15 protein-coding genes are annotated in these 19647 nt (G+C 43.9%); 11 read left to right on the top strand and 4 right to left on the bottom strand.

Translation table 11 applies throughout. The features are described from left to right. Positions 1-3 precede the first annotated feature (3 nt). From A3KS_RS21440 to A3KS_RS0114655, 11 genes are all read left to right on the top strand, one after another. Entirely contained in the window at positions 4-753 is a 750-nt protein-coding gene (locus tag A3KS_RS21440) for an AzlC family ABC transporter permease (RefSeq protein ID WP_051355915.1), read from the top strand. Next, positions 743-1087 carry a branched-chain amino acid transporter permease gene (locus A3KS_RS0114700; protein ID WP_026395555.1) on the top strand — a complete coding sequence of 115 codons (345 nt, stop codon included), beginning with the start codon at positions 743-745 and terminating at the stop codon, positions 1085-1087. Before A3KS_RS21440 ends, A3KS_RS0114700 begins: the two co-directional genes overlap by 11 nt. A gap of 165 nt (positions 1088-1252) precedes the next feature. Continuing rightward, positions 1253-1672: an MORN repeat-containing protein gene (locus tag A3KS_RS21435; protein ID WP_051355914.1), complete on the top strand. Its 420-nt coding sequence runs from the start codon at positions 1253-1255 to the stop codon at positions 1670-1672. Between the two features lie 181 nt (positions 1673-1853). Beyond that, positions 1854-2549 carry a TrmB family transcriptional regulator gene (locus tag A3KS_RS0114690; protein ID WP_026395554.1) on the top strand — a complete coding sequence of 232 codons (696 nt, stop codon included), beginning with the start codon at positions 1854-1856 and terminating at the stop codon, positions 2547-2549. A gap of 2 nt (positions 2550-2551) precedes the next feature. Beyond that, the gene (locus tag A3KS_RS0114685; protein WP_026395553.1) at positions 2552-3805 is read left to right on the top strand and encodes a diaminopimelate decarboxylase; all 1254 of its coding nucleotides are present in this window, start codon (positions 2552-2554) and stop codon (positions 3803-3805) included. 38 nt (positions 3806-3843) lie between these two features. Further along, positions 3844-5079 carry an LL-diaminopimelate aminotransferase gene (locus tag A3KS_RS0114680; protein ID WP_026395552.1) on the top strand — a complete coding sequence of 412 codons (1236 nt, stop codon included), beginning with the start codon at positions 3844-3846 and terminating at the stop codon, positions 5077-5079. A gap of 219 nt (positions 5080-5298) precedes the next feature. Then, positions 5299-7194: a molecular chaperone HtpG gene (gene htpG / locus A3KS_RS0114675; RefSeq protein WP_026395551.1), complete on the top strand. Its 1896-nt coding sequence runs from the start codon at positions 5299-5301 to the stop codon at positions 7192-7194. Between the two features lie 382 nt (positions 7195-7576). Continuing rightward, positions 7577-9109 carry an ABC-F family ATP-binding cassette domain-containing protein gene (locus A3KS_RS0114670; RefSeq protein WP_026395550.1) on the top strand — a complete coding sequence of 511 codons (1533 nt, stop codon included), beginning with the start codon at positions 7577-7579 and terminating at the stop codon, positions 9107-9109. A 150-nt stretch (positions 9110-9259) separates the two neighbouring features. Further along, positions 9260-11761 carry a LuxR C-terminal-related transcriptional regulator gene (locus tag A3KS_RS0114665; protein ID WP_026395549.1) on the top strand — a complete coding sequence of 834 codons (2502 nt, stop codon included), beginning with the start codon at positions 9260-9262 and terminating at the stop codon, positions 11759-11761. Then, a complete protein-coding gene (locus tag A3KS_RS0114660) occupies positions 11748-13139 on the top strand; it encodes an APC family permease (RefSeq protein WP_026395548.1) in 1392 nt (463 codons plus the stop codon). The genes A3KS_RS0114665 and A3KS_RS0114660 overlap by 14 nt, the downstream gene beginning before the upstream one ends. Before the next feature lie 202 nt (positions 13140-13341). Then, on the top strand, positions 13342-14529 hold the full coding sequence (locus A3KS_RS0114655; RefSeq protein ID WP_026395547.1) for an anaerobic nitric oxide reductase flavorubredoxin: 1188 nt from the start codon (positions 13342-13344) through the stop codon (positions 14527-14529). Between the two features lie 76 nt (positions 14530-14605). Here A3KS_RS0114655 and asrC read toward each other — a convergent pair whose 3' ends face one another. From asrC to hcp, 4 genes are all read right to left on the bottom strand, one after another. Then, positions 14606-15574 (bottom strand): sulfite reductase subunit C, encoded by a 969-nt coding sequence (gene asrC / locus A3KS_RS0114650; RefSeq protein WP_026395546.1) that lies wholly within the window; start codon positions 15572-15574, stop codon positions 14606-14608. Between the two features lie 9 nt (positions 15575-15583). Beyond that, the gene (gene asrB / locus A3KS_RS0114645) at positions 15584-16381 is read right to left on the bottom strand and encodes an anaerobic sulfite reductase subunit AsrB (protein ID WP_026395545.1); all 798 of its coding nucleotides are present in this window, start codon (positions 16379-16381) and stop codon (positions 15584-15586) included. Then, positions 16382-17395 carry an anaerobic sulfite reductase subunit AsrA gene (gene asrA / locus A3KS_RS0114640; RefSeq protein WP_026395544.1) on the bottom strand — a complete coding sequence of 338 codons (1014 nt, stop codon included), beginning with the start codon at positions 17393-17395 and terminating at the stop codon, positions 16382-16384. It abuts the gene before it with no gap. A gap of 134 nt (positions 17396-17529) precedes the next feature. Next, on the bottom strand, positions 17530-19086 hold the full coding sequence (hcp, locus tag A3KS_RS0114635; protein ID WP_026395543.1) for a hydroxylamine reductase: 1557 nt from the start codon (positions 19084-19086) through the stop codon (positions 17530-17532). Between the last annotated feature and the right edge of the window lie 561 nt (positions 19087-19647).

Below are 19647 nucleotides of genomic sequence, written 5' to 3'. Positions count from 1 at the left end.
ACGATGAAAAGTTTTGTTTTTGCATTCAAACAGGCGATACCAGTGTTTTTCCCATACTTGTTTATTGGCATCGCTTTTGGAGTTTTAATGAATGAGGCCGGGTACTCAGCTGGGTGGTCATTTTTATCCGGCGTTTTTATTTATGCAGGGTCAATGCAGATTGTCATGGTTTCTTTGCTTACTACCGGGGCATCATTAGGTACCATTGCGCTGATGACCTTTTTTGTTAATGCCCGGCATATTTTTTATGGGATTGCTTTTATCGATCAATTCCGAAAAATGGGTCGGAAATATCCCTATATGGTCTTTACCCTTACGGATGAGGTCTATTCGATCCTTTGTAGTATCGATTATCCGGATGATGTTGATATCAGAAAGACCGATTTTTATATCACCCTGATTCTTCATCTGGTCTGGATTTTAAGTTGTCTGGCCGGAGCCCTGTTTGGGCAGCTGATCCCCTATGATCTGGCCGGCATTGAATTTTCAGCCACCGCTTTTTTTATTACCGTCTGTATGAATCAATGGCAGTCCATGGATTCCCATCTGCCAGCAATCACCGGGCTGATCAGCGCCTTGGCTTTTTATTTTATCCTGGGGCCCAGTCAGTTTATCCTGCCAGCCCTGGCTGTTAGCGTCCTGGTGCTGATCGTGATGAAATCCCGCTGGCCTGACGATCAACAAAAGAACCGTGGTATGGAAGTGGAAGCGGGTTTAACAGAGCAAGCGGAGGAAAACAGTTATGAGTATTAACTGGATTAACACGCTGGAAGCTCTACTTGTTGTGGCACTGGTTACTATTCTGACAAGATCTTTGCCATTCTTGTTTTTGGGTGGAAGAAAAGAACTGCCGGATACGGTAAGCTATTTAGGAACAGTTTTGCCGGCAGCCATTATGATTATTCTGGTGGTTTTCTGTTTGCGCAATATTGGCTTGAGTGCCTATCCCTTTGGCTTACCGGAGCTGTTAAGTGTTGCTGTGGTGATCATTGTTCATCGAACCAGAAAAAACGTTTTTCTCAGCATCAGTGCTGGAACCGGACTTTATATGGTGTTAACCCGGACCCTGTTTATAACGGCCAGCTGATCATCAGCGTATTTTTTTATTTTCCAGCACCGGAGGTTTTAATAATAATTGTCCGTTTAGTAGTTTTAATATTTATTATCAGGAACTAATGCGGTATAATAAGACCACAATTCTTTAAAAGCTGAGGCGTATGAAAAGGATGCACAAATAATACGGGGGGATCGGATGAAAAAGAAAACAATATCAAAACTATTGGTGATATTAATAGTAACAAGTCTCTTTTTGACAGCCAGCGGCTGTGTTCACACCCAGAGCTATGGCGGTGGTATTTATACTGGTGAGTGGAAAGATGGCGTACCCAATGGTTATGGGAAGTTCACTTACTCTGAGAATGTGATTTATGAAGGTGAATGGAAGGACGGCAAACTTCATGGCCAGGGTACTGCCACCGGATATGATGGAACAAAATTCGAAGGAGAGTGGAAATACGGTAAGCTGGATGGTTATGGCACCAAGACTGATCAAGGAAATACCTATGTAGGCGAATTTAAAGAAGGTATGATGCATGGGAAAGGCACACTGACCATGGCTGACGGTACCACCTATGTCGGAACCTTCGCCAATGACCAATATGTTGGTCCGTAAATAACAGGAGCAATGATTTAAAAAACAGTATGAACTTTTCATGCTGTTTTTTTATAATCATTCTTGACAGAAGATTAAAAGTAGTGTAGACTTACTAAGTAGGAACACTAAATATAAATTTGCTTGATCTGGTAGATCGGATCGGCAATTTACAGATTTTCAAAAATAAGGACTGATAGTTATGGATATCGTTGAACGACTAACACAATTTGGACTGACAAGGCATGAGGCTGCTATTTATTTAACCCTGCTTGCTGAAGGTGATCTAAATGGCTACGAGGTGGCAAAGACAACTGGCATTTCGAGATCCAATGCCTATACATCGCTGGCGTCCCTGGTGGAAAAGGGGGGAGCCTATGTGATTGAGGAAGCAACAATCCGCTACACCCCGGTGGCGATTGCCGAATTCTGCGAGAATAAGATTAGAAAACTGCAGGAATCCAAACAGGATCTAATCGCTACAATCCCTGCAAAACGGGATGCGGTGGAAGGCTATATCACCATCAAAGGGGAAATCAACATTCTCAATAAACTACGGAATATGATTCTGGAAGCCCGGGAACGGGTATATATTTCAGTGCCCGGTCAGATTCTGGAAACCGTGCTACTGGATATTGAAGCAGCTATTAGTCGGGACATCAAGATGGTCATCATTACCAATGGATCATTTGCCCTGGCAGGAGCCACTGTTTATATCGCTGCGCAACCGCTCCAGCAGATTCGGCTGATTGCCGATTCAACCAATGTGCTCACTGGTGACGTCAACAATGGTGAGCACTCTACCTGCCTTTATTCCCGGAAACGGAATCTGGTGGATTTATTTAAAGACTCTATGAAAAATGAAATAAAGCTGATTGAAATGACGAAAGGAAATTAAATATGAAAAAGACGTTTGTAAACAAAGAAAAGTTAGAAGAAATAGTCAAAGAATTCCCAACCCCTTTCCATCTTTATGATGAAAAGGGTATCCGCGAAAATGTACGAAACCTGCAGGAAGCTTTTTCCTGGAACAAAGGTTATAAAGAGTACTTTGCCGTTAAGGCGACCCCCAACCCAACGATTCTGCAGATTTTAAAAGAAGAAGGCTGTGGCGTGGACTGTTCATCTTATACCGAACTGATGATGTCAGATACCGTTGGTTTTACTGGTGAGGATATTATGTTCACCTCCAATGTGACGCCAACAGAAGACTTCGTGTTAGCCAGAAAACTGGACGCCCTGATTACCCTGGACGATATCACCCATATTGACTTTCTCGAAGAGGTCGCGGGATTGCCGGAAACGATCAGCTGTCGCTTTAATCCCGGCGGCGACTTTGTTATCGACAATGCTATCATGGATACCCCCCAGGTGGCCAAATACGGATTCACCCGGGAACAAATGACCGACGGATTCAAAATCTTAAAAAGCAAAGGGGTTAAACATTTTGGGATTCATGCTTTTTTAGCCAGCAATACCATTGCCAATGAATATTATCCAGCCCTGGCGCGGATTCTTTTCCAGACTGCGGTGGAGCTGAATCAGGAAACCGGGGCTCATATTGCTTTTATCAACCTGTCTGGCGGTGTCGGGATTCCTTATTTGCCCGATCAGCAACCGACTGATATTTACGAAGTTGGCCGAGGCGTACAAAAAGCCTTCGAAGAAATTCTGGTTCCGGCTGGAATGGGCGATATTGCCATCTACACCGAACTGGGTCGTTTTGTCTTAGGACCATTTGGTCATCTGGTCACCACTGCCCTGCATGAAAAACACACTCATAAGGAATACATCGGTCTTGATGCCTGTGCTGCCAACCTGATGCGCCCGGCCATGTATGGCGCTTATCACCATATCACCGTGATGGGTAAGGAAGAAGCTCCACTGGATCATGTTTATGATGTCACCGGGGGCTTATGCGAAAACAACGATAAGTTTGCCATCGACAGACCACTGCCTAAAATTGATATCGGTGATCTGGTGGTACTCCACGACACCGGTGCCCACGGTTTTGCCATGGGTTACAACTACAACGGCAAGCTGCGTTCCGCTGAAGTGCTGCTAAAAGAAGATGGCAGTACCGAACTGATCCGCCGCGCCGAAACCCCTGCCGACTACTTCGCCACCCTGGATTTCTCCAAGTGGACTAAATAATCGATCTAAACAATACAAAACGAAAGGAAAATAATAAAATGGCATTAATTAATGAAAATTATCTCAAATTACCCGGTTCCTACCTTTTTTCAGAAATAGCGAGACGGGTGGAAGCTTATAAAACAGCCAATCCGGAGGCTAACATCATCCGCTTGGGGATTGGCGACGTGACCAAACCGCTGCCTGAAGCAGTGATTACCAGTCTGCATAGCGCCGTTGACGAAATGGCCGACGAAAAAACCTTTAAGGGCTACGGCCCGGAACAAGGTTATGATTTCCTGCTGGAAAAAATTGTTGAGTTTGATTTTAAAACCCGGGGCGTTGATCTGGCCATCGACGAAATATTTGTCAGTGACGGTTCCAAAAGCGATACCGCCAATATTCAGGAACTATTCAGCCAGAATACTAAAATTGCCATCACTGATCCCGTTTATCCGGTCTATGTTGACAGCAATGTCATGGCTGGCCGCAGCGGAACATTAGGCGCCGACGGCAAGTGGAGCGATATGGTTTATATTCCCTGCACCGCTGAAAACGGCTTTGTACCACAATTGCCAACCGAAAAGGTGGATCTGATTTATCTGTGTTTCCCCAATAACCCGACCGGAACCACCATCAATAAAACCGAACTGAAAAAATGGGTGGACTATGCCAAAGCCAACCAGGCCATTATTTTATACGATGCCGCTTACGAAGCCTATATCCAGGAAGACGATGTGCCCCACAGCATTTACGAAATCGACGGCGCCAAAGAGGTAGCCATCGAATTCCGCAGCTTCTCTAAAAATGCTGGCTTCACCGGAACCCGTTGCTCATATGTGGTCGTGCCTAAACAAGTAATGGGTTATTCTGAAGCCGGCGAAGCGATCGAAATCAATAAGTTATGGAATCGCAGACACTGTACCAAATTTAATGGCGTTCCTTATATTATCCAAAAAGGAGCGGAAGCTGTTTATACCGAAGCCGGTCAAAAGCAGATCAAAGCCCTGGTGGAATACTATATGAATAACGCCAAAATGATTCGTGAAGGGGTTGCCAGTACCGGCATTGAAGTTTTTGGCGGCGTCAATGCTCCCTATATCTGGCTGAAAACGCCGGAAGGTATGGATTCATGGACCTTCTTTGATAAACTCCTCACCGAGGTCAACATTGTCGGAACACCTGGGGTGGGCTTTGGTCCCAGCGGTGAAGGCTATTTCCGACTCACCGCCTTCGGCAGCAAAGAAAACACCGAAGAAGCGATCCGTCGCTTTACCACCGAATTTAAACTGTAAAATAAAGAAATGCCCGGCAAAGAAGATTGTCCGGGCATTTTATTTTTAAGAAGATTCATTTTGAACATTTAATCTGGCCATGTGAAAAACTGATCGTGATCCGATAGTCTTAAAAAATCATTAAAAGTGTTGACACTTTTAATAAAGTTACTTACAATATTGTTAGCACTCTTAAAGAAAGAGTGCTAACAATATTACAACATGAAAAAGAGGTATGTTATGGAAAAAAAGCAGTTTAAATCAGAATCCAAGCGTCTCATGGATTTGATGATCAATTCAATTTACACCAACAATGAAATATTTTTAAGAGAATTGATTTCAAATGCATCCGATGCCATCGACAAGGTTTACTACAAAACATTAACAGACAAAGATAAAACCTTTAATAAGGATGACTACTATATCCGTATTCATCCCAACAAGGATAACCGCACCCTGACCATCGAAGACACCGGGATTGGGATGACCGCGGAAGAATTGGAAGACAATCTGGGAACCATTGCTAAAAGCGGTTCCAGCGACTTTAAAAACGATCAGGAAATGGAAGAAGATTTTGACATCATCGGCCAGTTTGGGGTCGGCTTCTATTCAGCCTTTATGGTAGCTGACAAGGTTGAGGTGGAAACGAAAGCCCTCGATGCCGAACAAGCCTGTTTATGGGTTTCTGAAGGGGCTGATGGTTATACCATTGAACCGGGAACCCGAAAAACTCATGGTTCAAAAATCACCCTTCATCTCAAAGAAAATACCGAAGACAATAACTACGACGACTATCTGGAACCTTATCGCATCCGTCATTTGGTTGAACATTACTCTAATTTCATCCGTTACCCGATCAAGATGGTTGATGAAAAGAGCCGGGTCAAAGAGGACAGCAAAGATAGTGAAAATCCCGAATACGAAACTTATTTGGCTGATGATGTCCTGAATTCGATGATCCCGATCTGGCGGAAAAATAAAAACGAGCTCACTGATGAGGATTACAACAACTTCTATCACGATAAGCGGCTTGGTTTTGATGCCCCCCTGGCCCATGTTCACTTGAGTATTGAAGGCGCAATGAGCTATAAAGCGATTCTTTATATCCCCGGTCAGGCCCCCTTTGATTATTACACCAGAGACTACGAAAAGGGCCTGGAGCTGTATTCCAATGGCGTACTGATTATGGAAAAATGCAGCGAGCTGTTGCCGGACTATTTCAGTTTTGTCAAAGGGGTAGTGGATTCGGAAGATATTTCATTAAATATTTCCCGAGAAATGCTGCAGCAGGATCGGCAACTGCGCTTGATCAGCCGTAAAATCGATACCCGAATTTCTGAAGAACTGAAAAAAATGCTGGCCAATGATCGCGAAACCTATGAAAAATTCTTTAAAGCCTTTGGCAATCAGATCAAGGTCGGAACCTATGATAAATGGGGCCAGGATAAGGAAAAACTCCAGGACTTCCTGCTCTTTTATTCATCAAAGGAAGGCAAGATGGTTACCCTTAAAGAATATGTGGAACGGATGCCGGAAGACCAAAAATACATCTATTATGCTACCGGTTCATCAGTCAGTCAGTTGGAAAAACTGCCCCAGGTTTCGATCATCAAAAACAAAGACTATGAGATCCTTTATTTAACCGAAACCATTGATGAATTTGTGACCCAGACCTTGAGACAATATATGGACAAGGAATTCCGTTCGGTTTCCAGCCAGAATCTGGGGCTGGAAGCACCAGAAGAAAATGAAACCGATGAGGCCGCTGAAACATCGGAAACAGATGAAAAACTGCTGGCCAAAATGAAAGACCTGATCGGGGATGAGGTCGTGAAAGTAAAAACCACAGCTCACCTGAAAGATGATGTGGCTTATCTGTCCACCGAAGGGGATCTGTCCATCGAAATGGAAATGACCCTGAACACCATGCCCCAGGGCGGTGATGTCAAGGCGAAAAAAGTATTAGAAATCAATAAAAACCATCCGGTATATGAAAAACTGCGAAGTTTCTACGAGGCAGATGAAGACCAGTTTGCCCTCTACACCGAGCTGCTTTACAATCAGGCCCGCCTGATTGCCGGATTGCCGCTTGACGACGTGGTTGCCTTTACCAAAAACATCAGCAAACTGATGTAACAACAAAAACCAGTACCATCCTTAAAAGGTGGGGCTGGTTTTTTAATGTCAATTGACAAGTGCAATCTGTTTTGATAAACTAGTAACAGAAGGTGAACAAGATGATTTTAACCATTGAAGCAGCTCTGACAATGAGAGATACGATGAGACATTGTTTAGAGCCTAAAGATAAACTAAAACTTTTATTCTCATCGGTCTAAGCGTTTTTATGGTGTAGCTTTGCTATACTTTATTTTGGTGCGCTTAAACCGGTAACCAGCAGGAAAGTTTTCAGGCCATAACGCAATGTTCGTTATGGCCTTTTATAATGACAGAGAGTCAGTATAAAATGGCTCTCTGTTTTATTTTTGCTAAAAATTCTTAACAACTAGGAGAAATGATAATGGGACTATTGGACGTAATTAATCTGTCACATTCGTTTGGTGATAAAATTTTATATCAGGAGGCTTCCTTCGAGTTATTCAAAGGCGAGCACATGGGAATTGTCGGGCGTAACGGAACCGGAAAGACAACCCTTTTAAATACCTTAATCGGCGAAATTATTCCCGATGGTGGGGAGATTCGCTGGCAAAAAGGGATCAAGGTCGGGTATCTGGACCAGCATGCCAAAATTGATCAGGATGTAACGGTGTTTGACTATCTAAAAACATCGTTTCACGAGCTCTATGAAATTGAAGCACAGCTGACCAAAATCTATGAAGACATGGGCAGCGATTGCAGTGAGAAAGCCATGAACAGAGCCTCCGATCTACAGAGTTTGCTGGAAAATTCCGGCTTCTATGAGTTGGAAAGCCGGATCTTAAAAATTGCCGATGGTCTGGGGATTACGGCGCTGGGAATGGACAGCATTCTGGAACAGCTCAGCGGCGGCCAGCGGGCTAAGGTTATTCTGGCCAAGCTGTTATTGGAAGAGCCCAACGTGCTGCTTCTGGATGAACCCACCAACTTTTTGGATAAAGAACATGTGGAATGGCTCACCGATTATTTGAAAGCCTATGAGGGCACCTTTCTGGTGATTTCTCATGACTTCGATTTTCTGGACAGGATTACCACCTGTGTCTGTGATATCGAGTTTTCGACCATCAAAAAATACAGTGGCAACATTACCAAGTTTATCACTTTAAAAGGGCTGCGACGGGAGAGCTATATCCGGGAATTTGAAGCCCAGAAAAAAGAGATCAAGAAATTTGAAGATTATATTTCTAAAAACAAAGCCCGGGCTTCCACCGCCAGCATGGCCAAGAGCAGACAGAAACAATTGGATCGCATCGATCGGATTCCACCACCAGAACTGGTGCCTAAACCAAATTTCCGATTGACGGCTACCCATATTTCGACCCAGCGCTCCTTAAGTGTCAAAGATCTGGAAATCGGCTATGATTACCCGCTGCTGTCGAAAATGAATTTTAAAATCGAGTCGGGCCAGAAAACTGTGATCACTGGCTTCAACGGAATTGGGAAATCAACGCTGCTGAAAACCCTGGTCAAACAGATTCCACCGATTTCAGGAAAATTCAAATTTGCCGACAACATTAAAATTGCCTATTTTGAGCAGGATCTTAACTGGGATAACCCCAACCTGACGCCCATTCAGGTGGTGTCTGAGGTCTATCCCAAGCTGTCCCAGAGTCAACTGCGGCGCTATCTGGCCCAGTGCGGTTTAAAAGCGAAGAGCATGCTTCAGGGAGTAGCTACCCTCAGCGGGGGGGAGCAGGCCAAGGTGAAAATCTGCATTTTGATGCTGACCAGTGCCAATTTTCTGATTCTTGATGAACCAACCAACCATCTCGATGCTGATGCCAAAGAGGTGTTAAAAAAAGAGCTGATCAAGTGGACCGGTAGTCTGATTCTGGTTTCTCATGAAGCCTCATTTTATGAAGACTGGGCTGAACATATTATCAATATCGAGGCCTGAAAGGGTCAACTATTTCCGGGTTGAACCGGAAATTCGGGAATGTCCTAAAAAAAAACTTAACATCGGTTAAAAATCCAGCTATAATGAATCATAAAGATTATCAGAATTTCCAATTTGCTTTGAATTGAAACTAAGAAATGAGACATTAGAGTGAAAAAACAATTCTTTAAAAGAGAACGCATTAATGATCGTTTAGCTGAAGTTTATGATTATCCGCTGACCATTGTGGAGGCACCGATGGGCTATGGAAAAACCACGGCAGTCAGAAAATTTCTGGAAATGAAAAAGACCAAATCGATCTGGATCACCTTTCAGCAGGAGAATGGTTCTGCTGATTATAAATGGAACAAGGTTTGTGATGAAATCAGTAAATGGGATCGAATCATCGGTGAAACATTAAAGCAGCTCGGCTTTCCGGTGGATGTGCCCCAGATGGATCAGGTGCTGTCGTTATTAAACAACATCAGCACCGATGAGACTATATTTATGGTTCTTGATGATTATCATCTGACCGAATATGAACCGCTGGATCGTCTAATTGAACTGATTGTCAGCGAACGAATCGAGAATTTTAATCTGATTATTATTACTCGAAATACCGGTAATCTCAACAGCGCAGAACTGGTGGCTAAAGGATTCTGCAACCTGATCACTCAGGAGTTTCTAAGATTTACTGAAACTGAAGTTCGGGACTATTGTCTTATGATGATGGCGAGCATTTCTGAGATCGACTTGCGAAAAATAAATGAATACGCTGATGGTTGGATTACCCTGACCTATATGTTGTTGCTGGGTCTGGAAAAAGGCATTCCAGTGGGCATGAATATGACCATCGATGAGCTCATCAGAGCGACACTTTTTGATGTTTACGATGAGCCAACCCGTACTTTTCTGATAAAACTTTCAATTATGGACAGTTTCACTGCCGAACAGGCCCAGTTTATTACCAGAGCGCAACACGCTGCCGATATCTTAAGAAAAATGAGAAAAGAAAATTCATTTATTTATTTTGATGAAGTGAATAAAACCTATCAAATTCATTTTGTCCTGCTCGATTTTTTAAGATCAAAACAGAATCTCCTGGCGGAAGAAAAACAGGCATTATACATCCGTTTGGGTGAATGGTATCTCGATAAGATGAATTTTCCAAAGGCCTATGCCTGCCTTTATCGCGGCGGTGAAACCCAGCGGATTCTCGAGCACTTAAATAATCCTCAAAATATCCGCAATGAACTGGCTGAATTTGAGGGTTCTGGCGAGATGTTCGAAAAAACTCCCATTACCTTGTTGCGTCAGTTTCCGATTGCCTATCTGCAAGGGATTCTGATTGCTCTGATCCGCGGAAATGAACAAACGGCGATTGGCTGCCGCAGACAATTAGATCAGTTGGAACGATTTTATAATCAACAGGATGGGATTGAACAGACCTATCGAAACCGGGTTCTGGCTGAGATTAATATCATTAAAAAATTTACCGTATTTAATCATATTGAAGAATCAACGGCCGCCAATGAACTCATTCTGAACCTTTTAAATGGCGAACAGTCGTACATTTTACTGAGGGAAAATGAATTTACCTTTGGCTCCCCTCATCTTACCTATAATTATTTCAGGGAACCAGGCCTTTATCAACAAACGGCTCAATTAATTCTTGAAAAATTCCCGGTTTACTCGCAATATACCAACGGCTGCGGAACCGGTTCAGAATATCTGGCCCGGGCCGAATACAGTCTAGAAACCGGCAATTGGGCAGACGCCGAATTAAATGGCGAGAAGGCTATTTATAAAGCCCGTACCAAGGATCAGCACAGCATCATTATCTGCGCCAATTTTGTGCTGATTCGGCTGATGATTCTACAGGGTAAGATTAACGATGCCCTGAATCGTCTCCAGGCGTTGGAAAAAGAAATTCTAATGGTCCGGAATCCTATTTTCAATACTACTATCGATATTTGCAAGGGCTATATCTATGCCAATTTAAAACAGACTGAGAAGATTCCCTACTGGCTTCAGGTGGGCGATATGAACACTGCCGATTTGTTTTATCAGGGGGTGGCTTTCAATTACCTGGTTTATGGCAAAGCCGTTACCGCATCTCGGAATTTTGTCAAGTTGGAAATACTGGCAGAGAGTTTTGCGGAATATTTTGCTATTTATCATAATCAGTTGGGATTCATCCACAATGGGATCTTTAATGCCATTGCCAAATACAATCTTTATGGTCTGGAAGAAGGGATTATGGCACTTAATAAAACCCTGGCCGAAGCCCATTTGGATCGCATTTTTATGCCCTTTGTGGAAAGCGCACCTTTTCTCATCGCAATGCTCAGAGAAATTTATAACCGACAGCCCCAAGATCCGTTTATTCGTAAGTTGCTGTCAATCAGTGAAGTATATATACAAAGCCTGGATAACGGCGAACTGCCCCGGATCACGCTCACCATCAGAGAACAGGAAGTGTTGCGGCTTACCGCGGAAGGTTTAAAACGTGAAGAAATAGCCAAACGGCTCTATATTGCCCCCGCAACTGTCAAAACCCATCTCCAGAATGTTTATAAAAAGTTGGATGTTAATGGGAAAAATGCGGCCATTAAAACAGCAGTCAAGAATGGCTTGTTATTTACAGAAAGGTTGAACGATGACGGGGAATAGTCTTAAAAAAGACAGTTTAAATATTTTTCAGACAATTGCTTTGTCGGTAGCAATTATGGGTCCTTCGGCATCCATTGCAATCACAGCGGGAATGATTGGATCGCATGTGGGTTCCTCGGTGCCCCTTGTTTTTCTGATATCTCTGATGATTGTCGGGTGTGTGGCGGTTTCAATCGTGAAACTTAACCAGACCTTTCCTTCCGCGGGATCAGTTTATTATTTTGCCGAAAAAACGCTGGGCAAACGGGCCGGTTTTATTTCCGGCTGGCTGATTGTACTGGCTTATTTAATGCTCAGTGTCAGTTGTATTATGGTATCCTGTACTTATCTGCAGATCCTGCTGAGTATTTTGGGGGTGACCATTCATTGGTTGTTCATCGGGCTGCTTTTAATGGGTCTGATCTTTGCTCTGGTTCATAAAAATGCAGCAACAAGTACTTGGGTGATGTTATTGATTGAGATAGTTTCGATGGGTCTGATCTTATTAGTCGCCGGAATTATTCTTGGCAATACCCAGCAGACCGTTGGTTTGAGCATGGTGCCATTTGCTCTGGGAGGCAATACCCTGTCATCGTTCGGTTATGCATCGGTTTTTGGCTTTCTGGCCTTCGCCGGATTTGAGGGTGCATCGGCGCTGGGTGAAGAAAGTAAAAATCCCCAAGTAACGATTCCCCTGGCTATTACCAGTGGAATTATCATCACTGGAATTTTTTATACGCTTGTTTCCTATGCTCAAGTCATCGGGTTTGGCCTGACACCTGCAGGGATGGCAGCTTTCACAAGCAATGAATCACCGCTTAGTGACCTGATTGCCAGATATCTGGGAACTGAATTTGCAATTGTCATGCTGCTGTGTATGGCAATATCCTTTTTTACCAGTACCCTGGGCTGCGTCAACGCCGGGGCCAGAGTATTGTTTACGATGAGTCGGGATGGAATGTTATGCCCGTCACTGGCCAGGGTTGATAAAAAAAACAATACCCCCCATGTGGGCTTGAATGTTTTTGTCGCCGCCATAACCATGATGATCGTGGTCAGCTTTAGGCTCGCGGCAATTGAGCTGGCTGGCTATGCGGCTTTAACCGGAACTCTGGCATTGCTGCTTTCTTATATCTTTACCTCAATCGGTGCGATGGTGTACTTTTACAAAAACCGCAGCTGGCGGGGTGTCCAGCTGATTTTACCGGCAGTAGCCGTGGTGGCTTTGGTTTTTATTATTTTTGCCAATGTTTACCCGATTCCGGTATTTCCCCAAAACCTGTTTACCTACGGGGTGATGATCTGGTTGGGCATCGGGATTATTTTAAGTCGAAATCAGACAGAGTCAAGGACCGCGGTCCAGGTGATATCGAAAAATGAAAGCAATTTGAATGGATAAATTGCATTAAGATAGAAAGGCTAATAATAACCTGAGACTTCTACTGCTCAGCTGCTAGGCTGTGTGAGAGAAGTCATTTTGTTTGGCGATATTGGGCGATTGAAAAGTTTATCGATGAAGATTAGGGGTATATAGCTATCAGACGATGGATTGAGATACAAGGTTCATCGTTACTAATAAATGATCTGAAAGGAAATAGAGAATGAAAAAACAAATTAAAAACAATGTCAGCTGGGTTGGTAAGGTCGATTGGGAGCTGCAGCAGTTTCATGGCAATGAGTTTTCAACCAATCATGGCTCCACCTACAATTCTTATCTGATTGAGGAAGAAAAGACGGTTTTAATCGACACGGTCTGGATGCCTTTTGCCAAAGAGTATGTGGAAAATTTGGCGCAGGTAATAGACTTAAACGAAATCGACTATATTGTTGCCAACCATGGTGAAGTCGACCACAGCGGTGCGCTGCCGGAACTGATGAAATTAATACCCGATGTGCCGATTTACTGTACCGAAAACGCCGTTAAGTCATTAAAGGGTCAGTATCATCAGGATTGGAATTTCCAGGTGGTGAAAACTGGCGATAAGTTGGATCTGGGTAATGGTAAAGAACTGATTTTTGTCGAAATGCGGATGCTTCATTGGCCCGATAGTATGGCCAGCTATCTGACTGGCGACAATATCTTATTCAGTAATGACGCCTTTGGCCAGCATTATGCTACCGAAAGACTGTATAATAACCTGGTTGATCAATGTGACTTGTACAAAGAAGCGATGAAATACTATGCCAATATTCTGACTCCCTTCAGCGCTATCTTGCGAAAAAAACTGGACGAAATTATTGCCTTTAATCTGACCATTGATATTATCGCCACCAGCCATGGCGTCATCTGGAATGACAACCCGATGCAAATCGTTGAGAAATATGCTCAATGGGCCGGGGATTATCAGGAAAACCAGATCACCATCATCTACGATACAATGTGGAACGGCACTAAAAACCTGGCCGAAAAAATCGCCGAAGGGATTGGCCTGACCGATCCGGATGTCGAAGTTAAGGTTTTCAACCTGGCCAAAAGCGATGAGAATGATCTGATCACCGAGGTTTTTAAATCTAAAACGGTACTGATTGGCTCGCCAACCATCGGCGGTAGCATTCTCCACTCCATTGCCGGCTTTGTTCATCTGATGAAAGAGCTGAAGTTTAAAAATAAAAAGGCCGCGGCCTTTGGTTGCTACGGTTGGAGCGGCGAGTCCACCAAGGTCTTAAATGAATGGCTGACTGGCGCCGGTTTTGAAATAATCAATGAGGGTCTCCGCAATCAGTGGAACCCCGATGACGCCCAACAGGCATCAGCCATCGACTTCGGCAAAGAAATCGCCAAAGCCTAGAACCTAAGTTATTGAAAAAAAAACGACTTAATCTTTTGAGATTAAGTCGTTTTTAGTTGGAACATTATAAAATAAATCAATCGTAGTGAATGCCACTCCAGTAAACCGGGCCTTTGACAATAGTCCGGGGATCCAGCTCGACCCCTTCCATGGCCCATTTTTTGTATTCTTCAAAACCAGTACGGTCGATGATGTAGCCAATGTGCTCTTTGCCGCCGGGGGCTTCTTTATCGATATAGTTGGTCACATAGGCATAGGTGTTTTTGACAATTTTGATAATCGCATCTTCGGTCGCCCAGACTAGGAAGTCTTCGGCCAGTCGGGGGTTCCGTTTTCCGGTTCGGCCCATAATCACCAGTCGATAGTAGGTTTCCGGACTGCGGGTCCAGGCCCGGGTCGGGCAGTTGATGACACATTCGCCACAACCAACGCATTTTTCGGTATTGCGGACAATCCGATAATTTTCTACCGACAAGGCATCTACTGATTTTTTCTTGCAGGCTTTGACACAGGCCTGACAGCCCATACAACGCTCTTTTTCATACTGTGGTTCAGTCATGCCGATGATGCCAAAGTCATGCATCCGGGTTTTGATGCAGTCGTTGGCACAGCCAGTGAAGGCCACCTTAAAATGAAGGTCATTGGGAAAGATTTCCTTCTCCATCTTTTTGGCAAAATTAGTGGTGTTATAGGTGGCAAAAGGACAGGTATTGCTGCCGATACAGGCCGAAACGTTGCGGGTTCCGGCAGAAGTATAGCCTTTGCCGGGAATTTCCTGGTTGATCTCCAGCTTATCAATAATCGGTTGGAGCAGAGCATTGACAGCGTCCATATCGGTATATTTAATACCCGGGATTTCAAAGCCCTGACGGGTGGTCAAATGGATCCGGCCATTGCCATAGGTTTCGGCAATGTTTTGAATCAGTGGCAGCAGTTCGGCGGTTAATAAGCCCCCGGGAACCCGGACTCGGGAGGCGGTTTCTCCACGGACCTTAGTGACGCGATAGGCATTTTTCTTTATCTTTTTGGTATTTAGATCTAACATGGCTTCCTCCTAATCCTTTAAAAATTTTCCCTTGGTATAATTAAAAACCGGGCCGTCCAGACAAATATAGGTGTCATCAATTTTGCAGTGACCACATTTGCCGATGCCGCAGCACATTTTTCGTTCCTGGGAGATCCACAGGTTTTCTTCTTTGAAGCCTTTGGCTAGCAGATCGCTGATGGTACATTTCATCATGATCGGAGGGCCCACCACAATCCCGACAGCATCAGTCAGACCTTTGATCATCAGTTCGGGAATATATTGGGTCACCAGGCCGCAGTTGCCGTCATACTCTTCGTCAGGATAATCGACGGTCATAATCACATTGATGTTTTTCTTCCAGATTTCAAAATCTTTCTTAAATAGCATATCTTTGGGTGATTTAAAACCGACCAGCAGGGTAAAGCCTTTGCAGTCTTCCGGATGAGCCGAAAAATAATCGACGATCCCTTTGACTGGCGATAGACCGGTGCCGCCGGCAACCAGCAGAATTTCTTTGCCCTTGTAGTTGGCAATATCAAAGCCGTTACCGTAGGGGCCCCGGAGAAACAGAGTATCGCCGACATAGTTTTCAAAGATTTCATCAGTGACCTTGCCGACCTTACGGATGGTCAGATCGACGGTGCCATCGCCGATGCCGCTGACTGAAATTGGCGCTTCCCCAAATTTAGGCAGGGAGACTTCAAAAAACTGGCCTGGTTTGACATCACCATTGAAAGTCATTCGGAAAGTATACTCGATTTCGGTATGTTTGATCACTTCGGTGATTTCAGAAAGGAAAGGAATATAAGGATTAAGTTCAGTCATTTAGTTTTCCTCCTTTGCAGCGTCATTGACTAAGGTATTCAGCTTATTGATGCAATTGGCAAAAGAAATATACTCGGGACAGACATCGTCACAGCGACCGCAGCCGATACACATGTGAGTGCCGAAGCGTCGTTTATAATCATTAACCTTGTGCAATACCTTGAAGCGCATCCGTTGGCCCTTGTCGTTTCTAAAGGCATGTCCGCCAGCCATATCGGTGTAGCCGTCGACATGACAGGAAGCCCAAACCCGCCGCCGTTCGCCGGCTTTGCCGTTGTCGGTGTAGAAGATATCCTGCATCGTGAAACAGGTACAGGTGGGACAGACAAAGTTGCAACGGCCACAGGCAATGCAGCGGTTGCCGTATTCTTCCCAGAACGGCGCGTCAAACAGGGTCTGAGGAACCGTCTCGGGAATCGTCACAACGGTGTCATTGGTCGTGACCGAATCGGCAATCACGGGAGCCGGGGTTGCATCAGTCAGGGCAGTATCCAGGTAATCCCAGCGGCTGTCGACCAGTACGGTATCGCCATCAACCTTGAGATAAGCATCATAATCTTTGCTCTGCTGGGTACCCATAGAAACACAGAAGCAGTTCTCAAAAGAGTTTTCACAGCCCATCAGAATAAATTTGGTATGATCCCGCAGCCGTTTGTAATAGGTATCGACGGCGCCGTTTTCCAGATAAATGGTATCCATCCGTTTCAGACCGTGGAGATCACAACTGCGTAAAAATACGATCGCCCCTTTTTTCGGAGCGTCGGCTTCTTTCATTTCATTTTCAGTAAAATAAAACAGCGTTTCAGAGATGGGGAGTAAGACCTCTTTAAAAGAGTAGTCAGATTTTTCGGCAAATTCGATTTCAGCGAGATCAGTGATTTCGCCATAACGGATCGTATCGATGGAAGTAAAGGTGCCATCGCCGACAAACCGTTTGGGCGCATAGATAAGGTAGTCTTTTGATAAGTCAGAGAAAATAGCATTCATTTTCTCGGTTGTTGTTTGGTAACCCATAAACAAGTCCTCCTTCAAGTTTTTTGGTAATCGTTGCGGTAAAGATTGAAGTCTGTCAAAGACCCTTTGCAGGAGCGCTTTGACAGACTTTCAATTTGTTTAAATGATGTTAAAAATATTTTGGAAATAGGGGATTAGCCCAGTAATTTTGCCATGTCAGCTTCTGGTGTGGTGATTGGACCGATATTATAGTTTTCAACCAGGACGTTTAATACGTTTGGTGAAATAAAGGCTGGCAATGATGGTCCCAATAAGATATTTTTGATGCCAAGGTGTAAAAGGGTCAGTAGGATACAAACGGCTTTTTGTTCGTACCAGGACAGTACCATGCTTAGTGGTAAGTCATTCACGCCGCATTCAAAGGCACCGGCCAGAGCAACAGCAACCTGAATAGCTGAGTAAGCATCATTACATTGGCCCATATCCATCAGTCGTGGCAAGCCGCCGATGGTGCCCAGATCAAGATCGTTGAAGCGGTATTTACCACAGGCAAGAGTTAAGACAACCGTATCAGCTGGAGTTTTTTCAACAAATTCAGTATAGTAGTTACGTCCGGTTTTAGCGCCGTCACAGCCGCCAACCAGGAAGAAATGTTTGATATCGCCAGCTTTTACAGCTGCAATAACCTTGTCAGCAACGCCTAAAACAGTGCCGTGACCAAATCCGGTCAACAGCGTTTTGCCACCATTGATGCCGGTCATTTCTTTATCTTCAGGATATCCGCCCAGTTCCAGCGCTTTAGCAATCACTGGCGCAAAGTCTTTTTCCTTACCAACATGAATCATGCCAGGGTATTGAACCATATCAGTGGTGAAGATGCGGTCAGAATAAGAATCTTTTACAGGCATAATACAGTTGGTAGTGAACAGAACCGGAGCGGGTACACTGGCAAATTCTTTTTGTTGATTTTGCCATGCGGTTCCAAAGTTACCTTTTAAGTGGCTATATTTTTTAAGTTCCGGATAAGCATGGGCAGGCAGCATTTCGCCGTGGGTGTAAATGTTAACGCCTTTGCCTTCAGTTTGTTCCAGTAATAATTTTAAGTCATGTAAATCATGACCGGTGATGATAATAAATGGTCCTTTTTCGATGGTTAAAGGAACTTCAGTTGGGACTGGGGTGCCATAGGTTTCGGTATTGGCTTTGTCCAGCAACGCCATACAGGCCAGATTGATTTCACCGGTTTTTAGTACCAACGGTAACAATTCGCCCATTCCTAAATCTGAGCCCACAGCGTCTAATGCTTCATAGAAGAAGGCATCAACGACAGGATCTTTATAGCCTAAAATAGCGGCATGATGAGCATAGGCAGCAACCCCTTTAACGCCCAACAGGATTAGCGTTTTTAAAGAACGGATGTCTTCATTGTCATCCCAGAGCTTTGCCATATCATAATCAGCAGCAGCAGGATCCAGCTCAGCTTTCATCTTGTCGACACAGTCAACCATGATTTTCAAGCTTTCTTCATCAAAACTGACATTGGTAACGGTGGTGAACAGGGCTTTTTTGATACAGGCATCAGTGGCTTCTGTGGCCGCTGTTTTTTTAACGGCTTTAGCCAATCCAATACAGGCACCGACTAACTTATCCTGGAGATCGGAAACTGGTGGTGTTTTACCACAGACTCCGCTGACCTCACATCCAGTTCCTTTGGCAGTTTGTTCACATTGAAAACAAAACATATCTTTCATTTTTTACCTCTCTCGTTACTTTATTTGTTAACCCGTATCAACGGGAAATAACCTGTTATAAAAAAACAACTACTTATAAACTACCCACAAATAACAAATAATAACCATTTAATCGTATTCATTTGTTAAAATTTCAGTGCTCGATTATTATTCTGGGCTGTTACGCTTTTTCGAACTGACGTTGACACAATGATACTACATATTATGCCCTTTGTCAGTTGCAAATGCAACATTGATTAAAAATAATTAATATTTTTCTTGATGTCTTTCAGTGAATATTCATTGAATAAATGAACTCCCATCTACTACAATATATTTATGGTCATAGTACCTAACAACCAGTTAGGACATTATCCATCTTGTTGCTTAAGCTGTTAGAATGTAAGAGCAATAGGTATATCGTCTGCCTTTCTTGGACTTCGCGTCCGTAAAAAAGACTGATAACCGGCTCCTCATTCGCAGCGTTCGTTTTATGCAGGTTGAACTGCTGTCCCACAGTACGTTCGTGTCACACCACAGTAGATTGAATAGGCAATGAGTCAAACTGGTATTTATCCATTG

The organism is Acetobacterium malicum subsp. dehalogenans DSM 11527, assembly GCF_000472665.1.
Taxonomy (GTDB): domain Bacteria; phylum Bacillota; class Clostridia; order Eubacteriales; family Eubacteriaceae; genus Acetobacterium; species Acetobacterium malicum.
The sequence above is the reverse complement of the archived record's forward strand: the minus strand, read 5'-3'. Positions and strand labels throughout refer to the sequence as shown.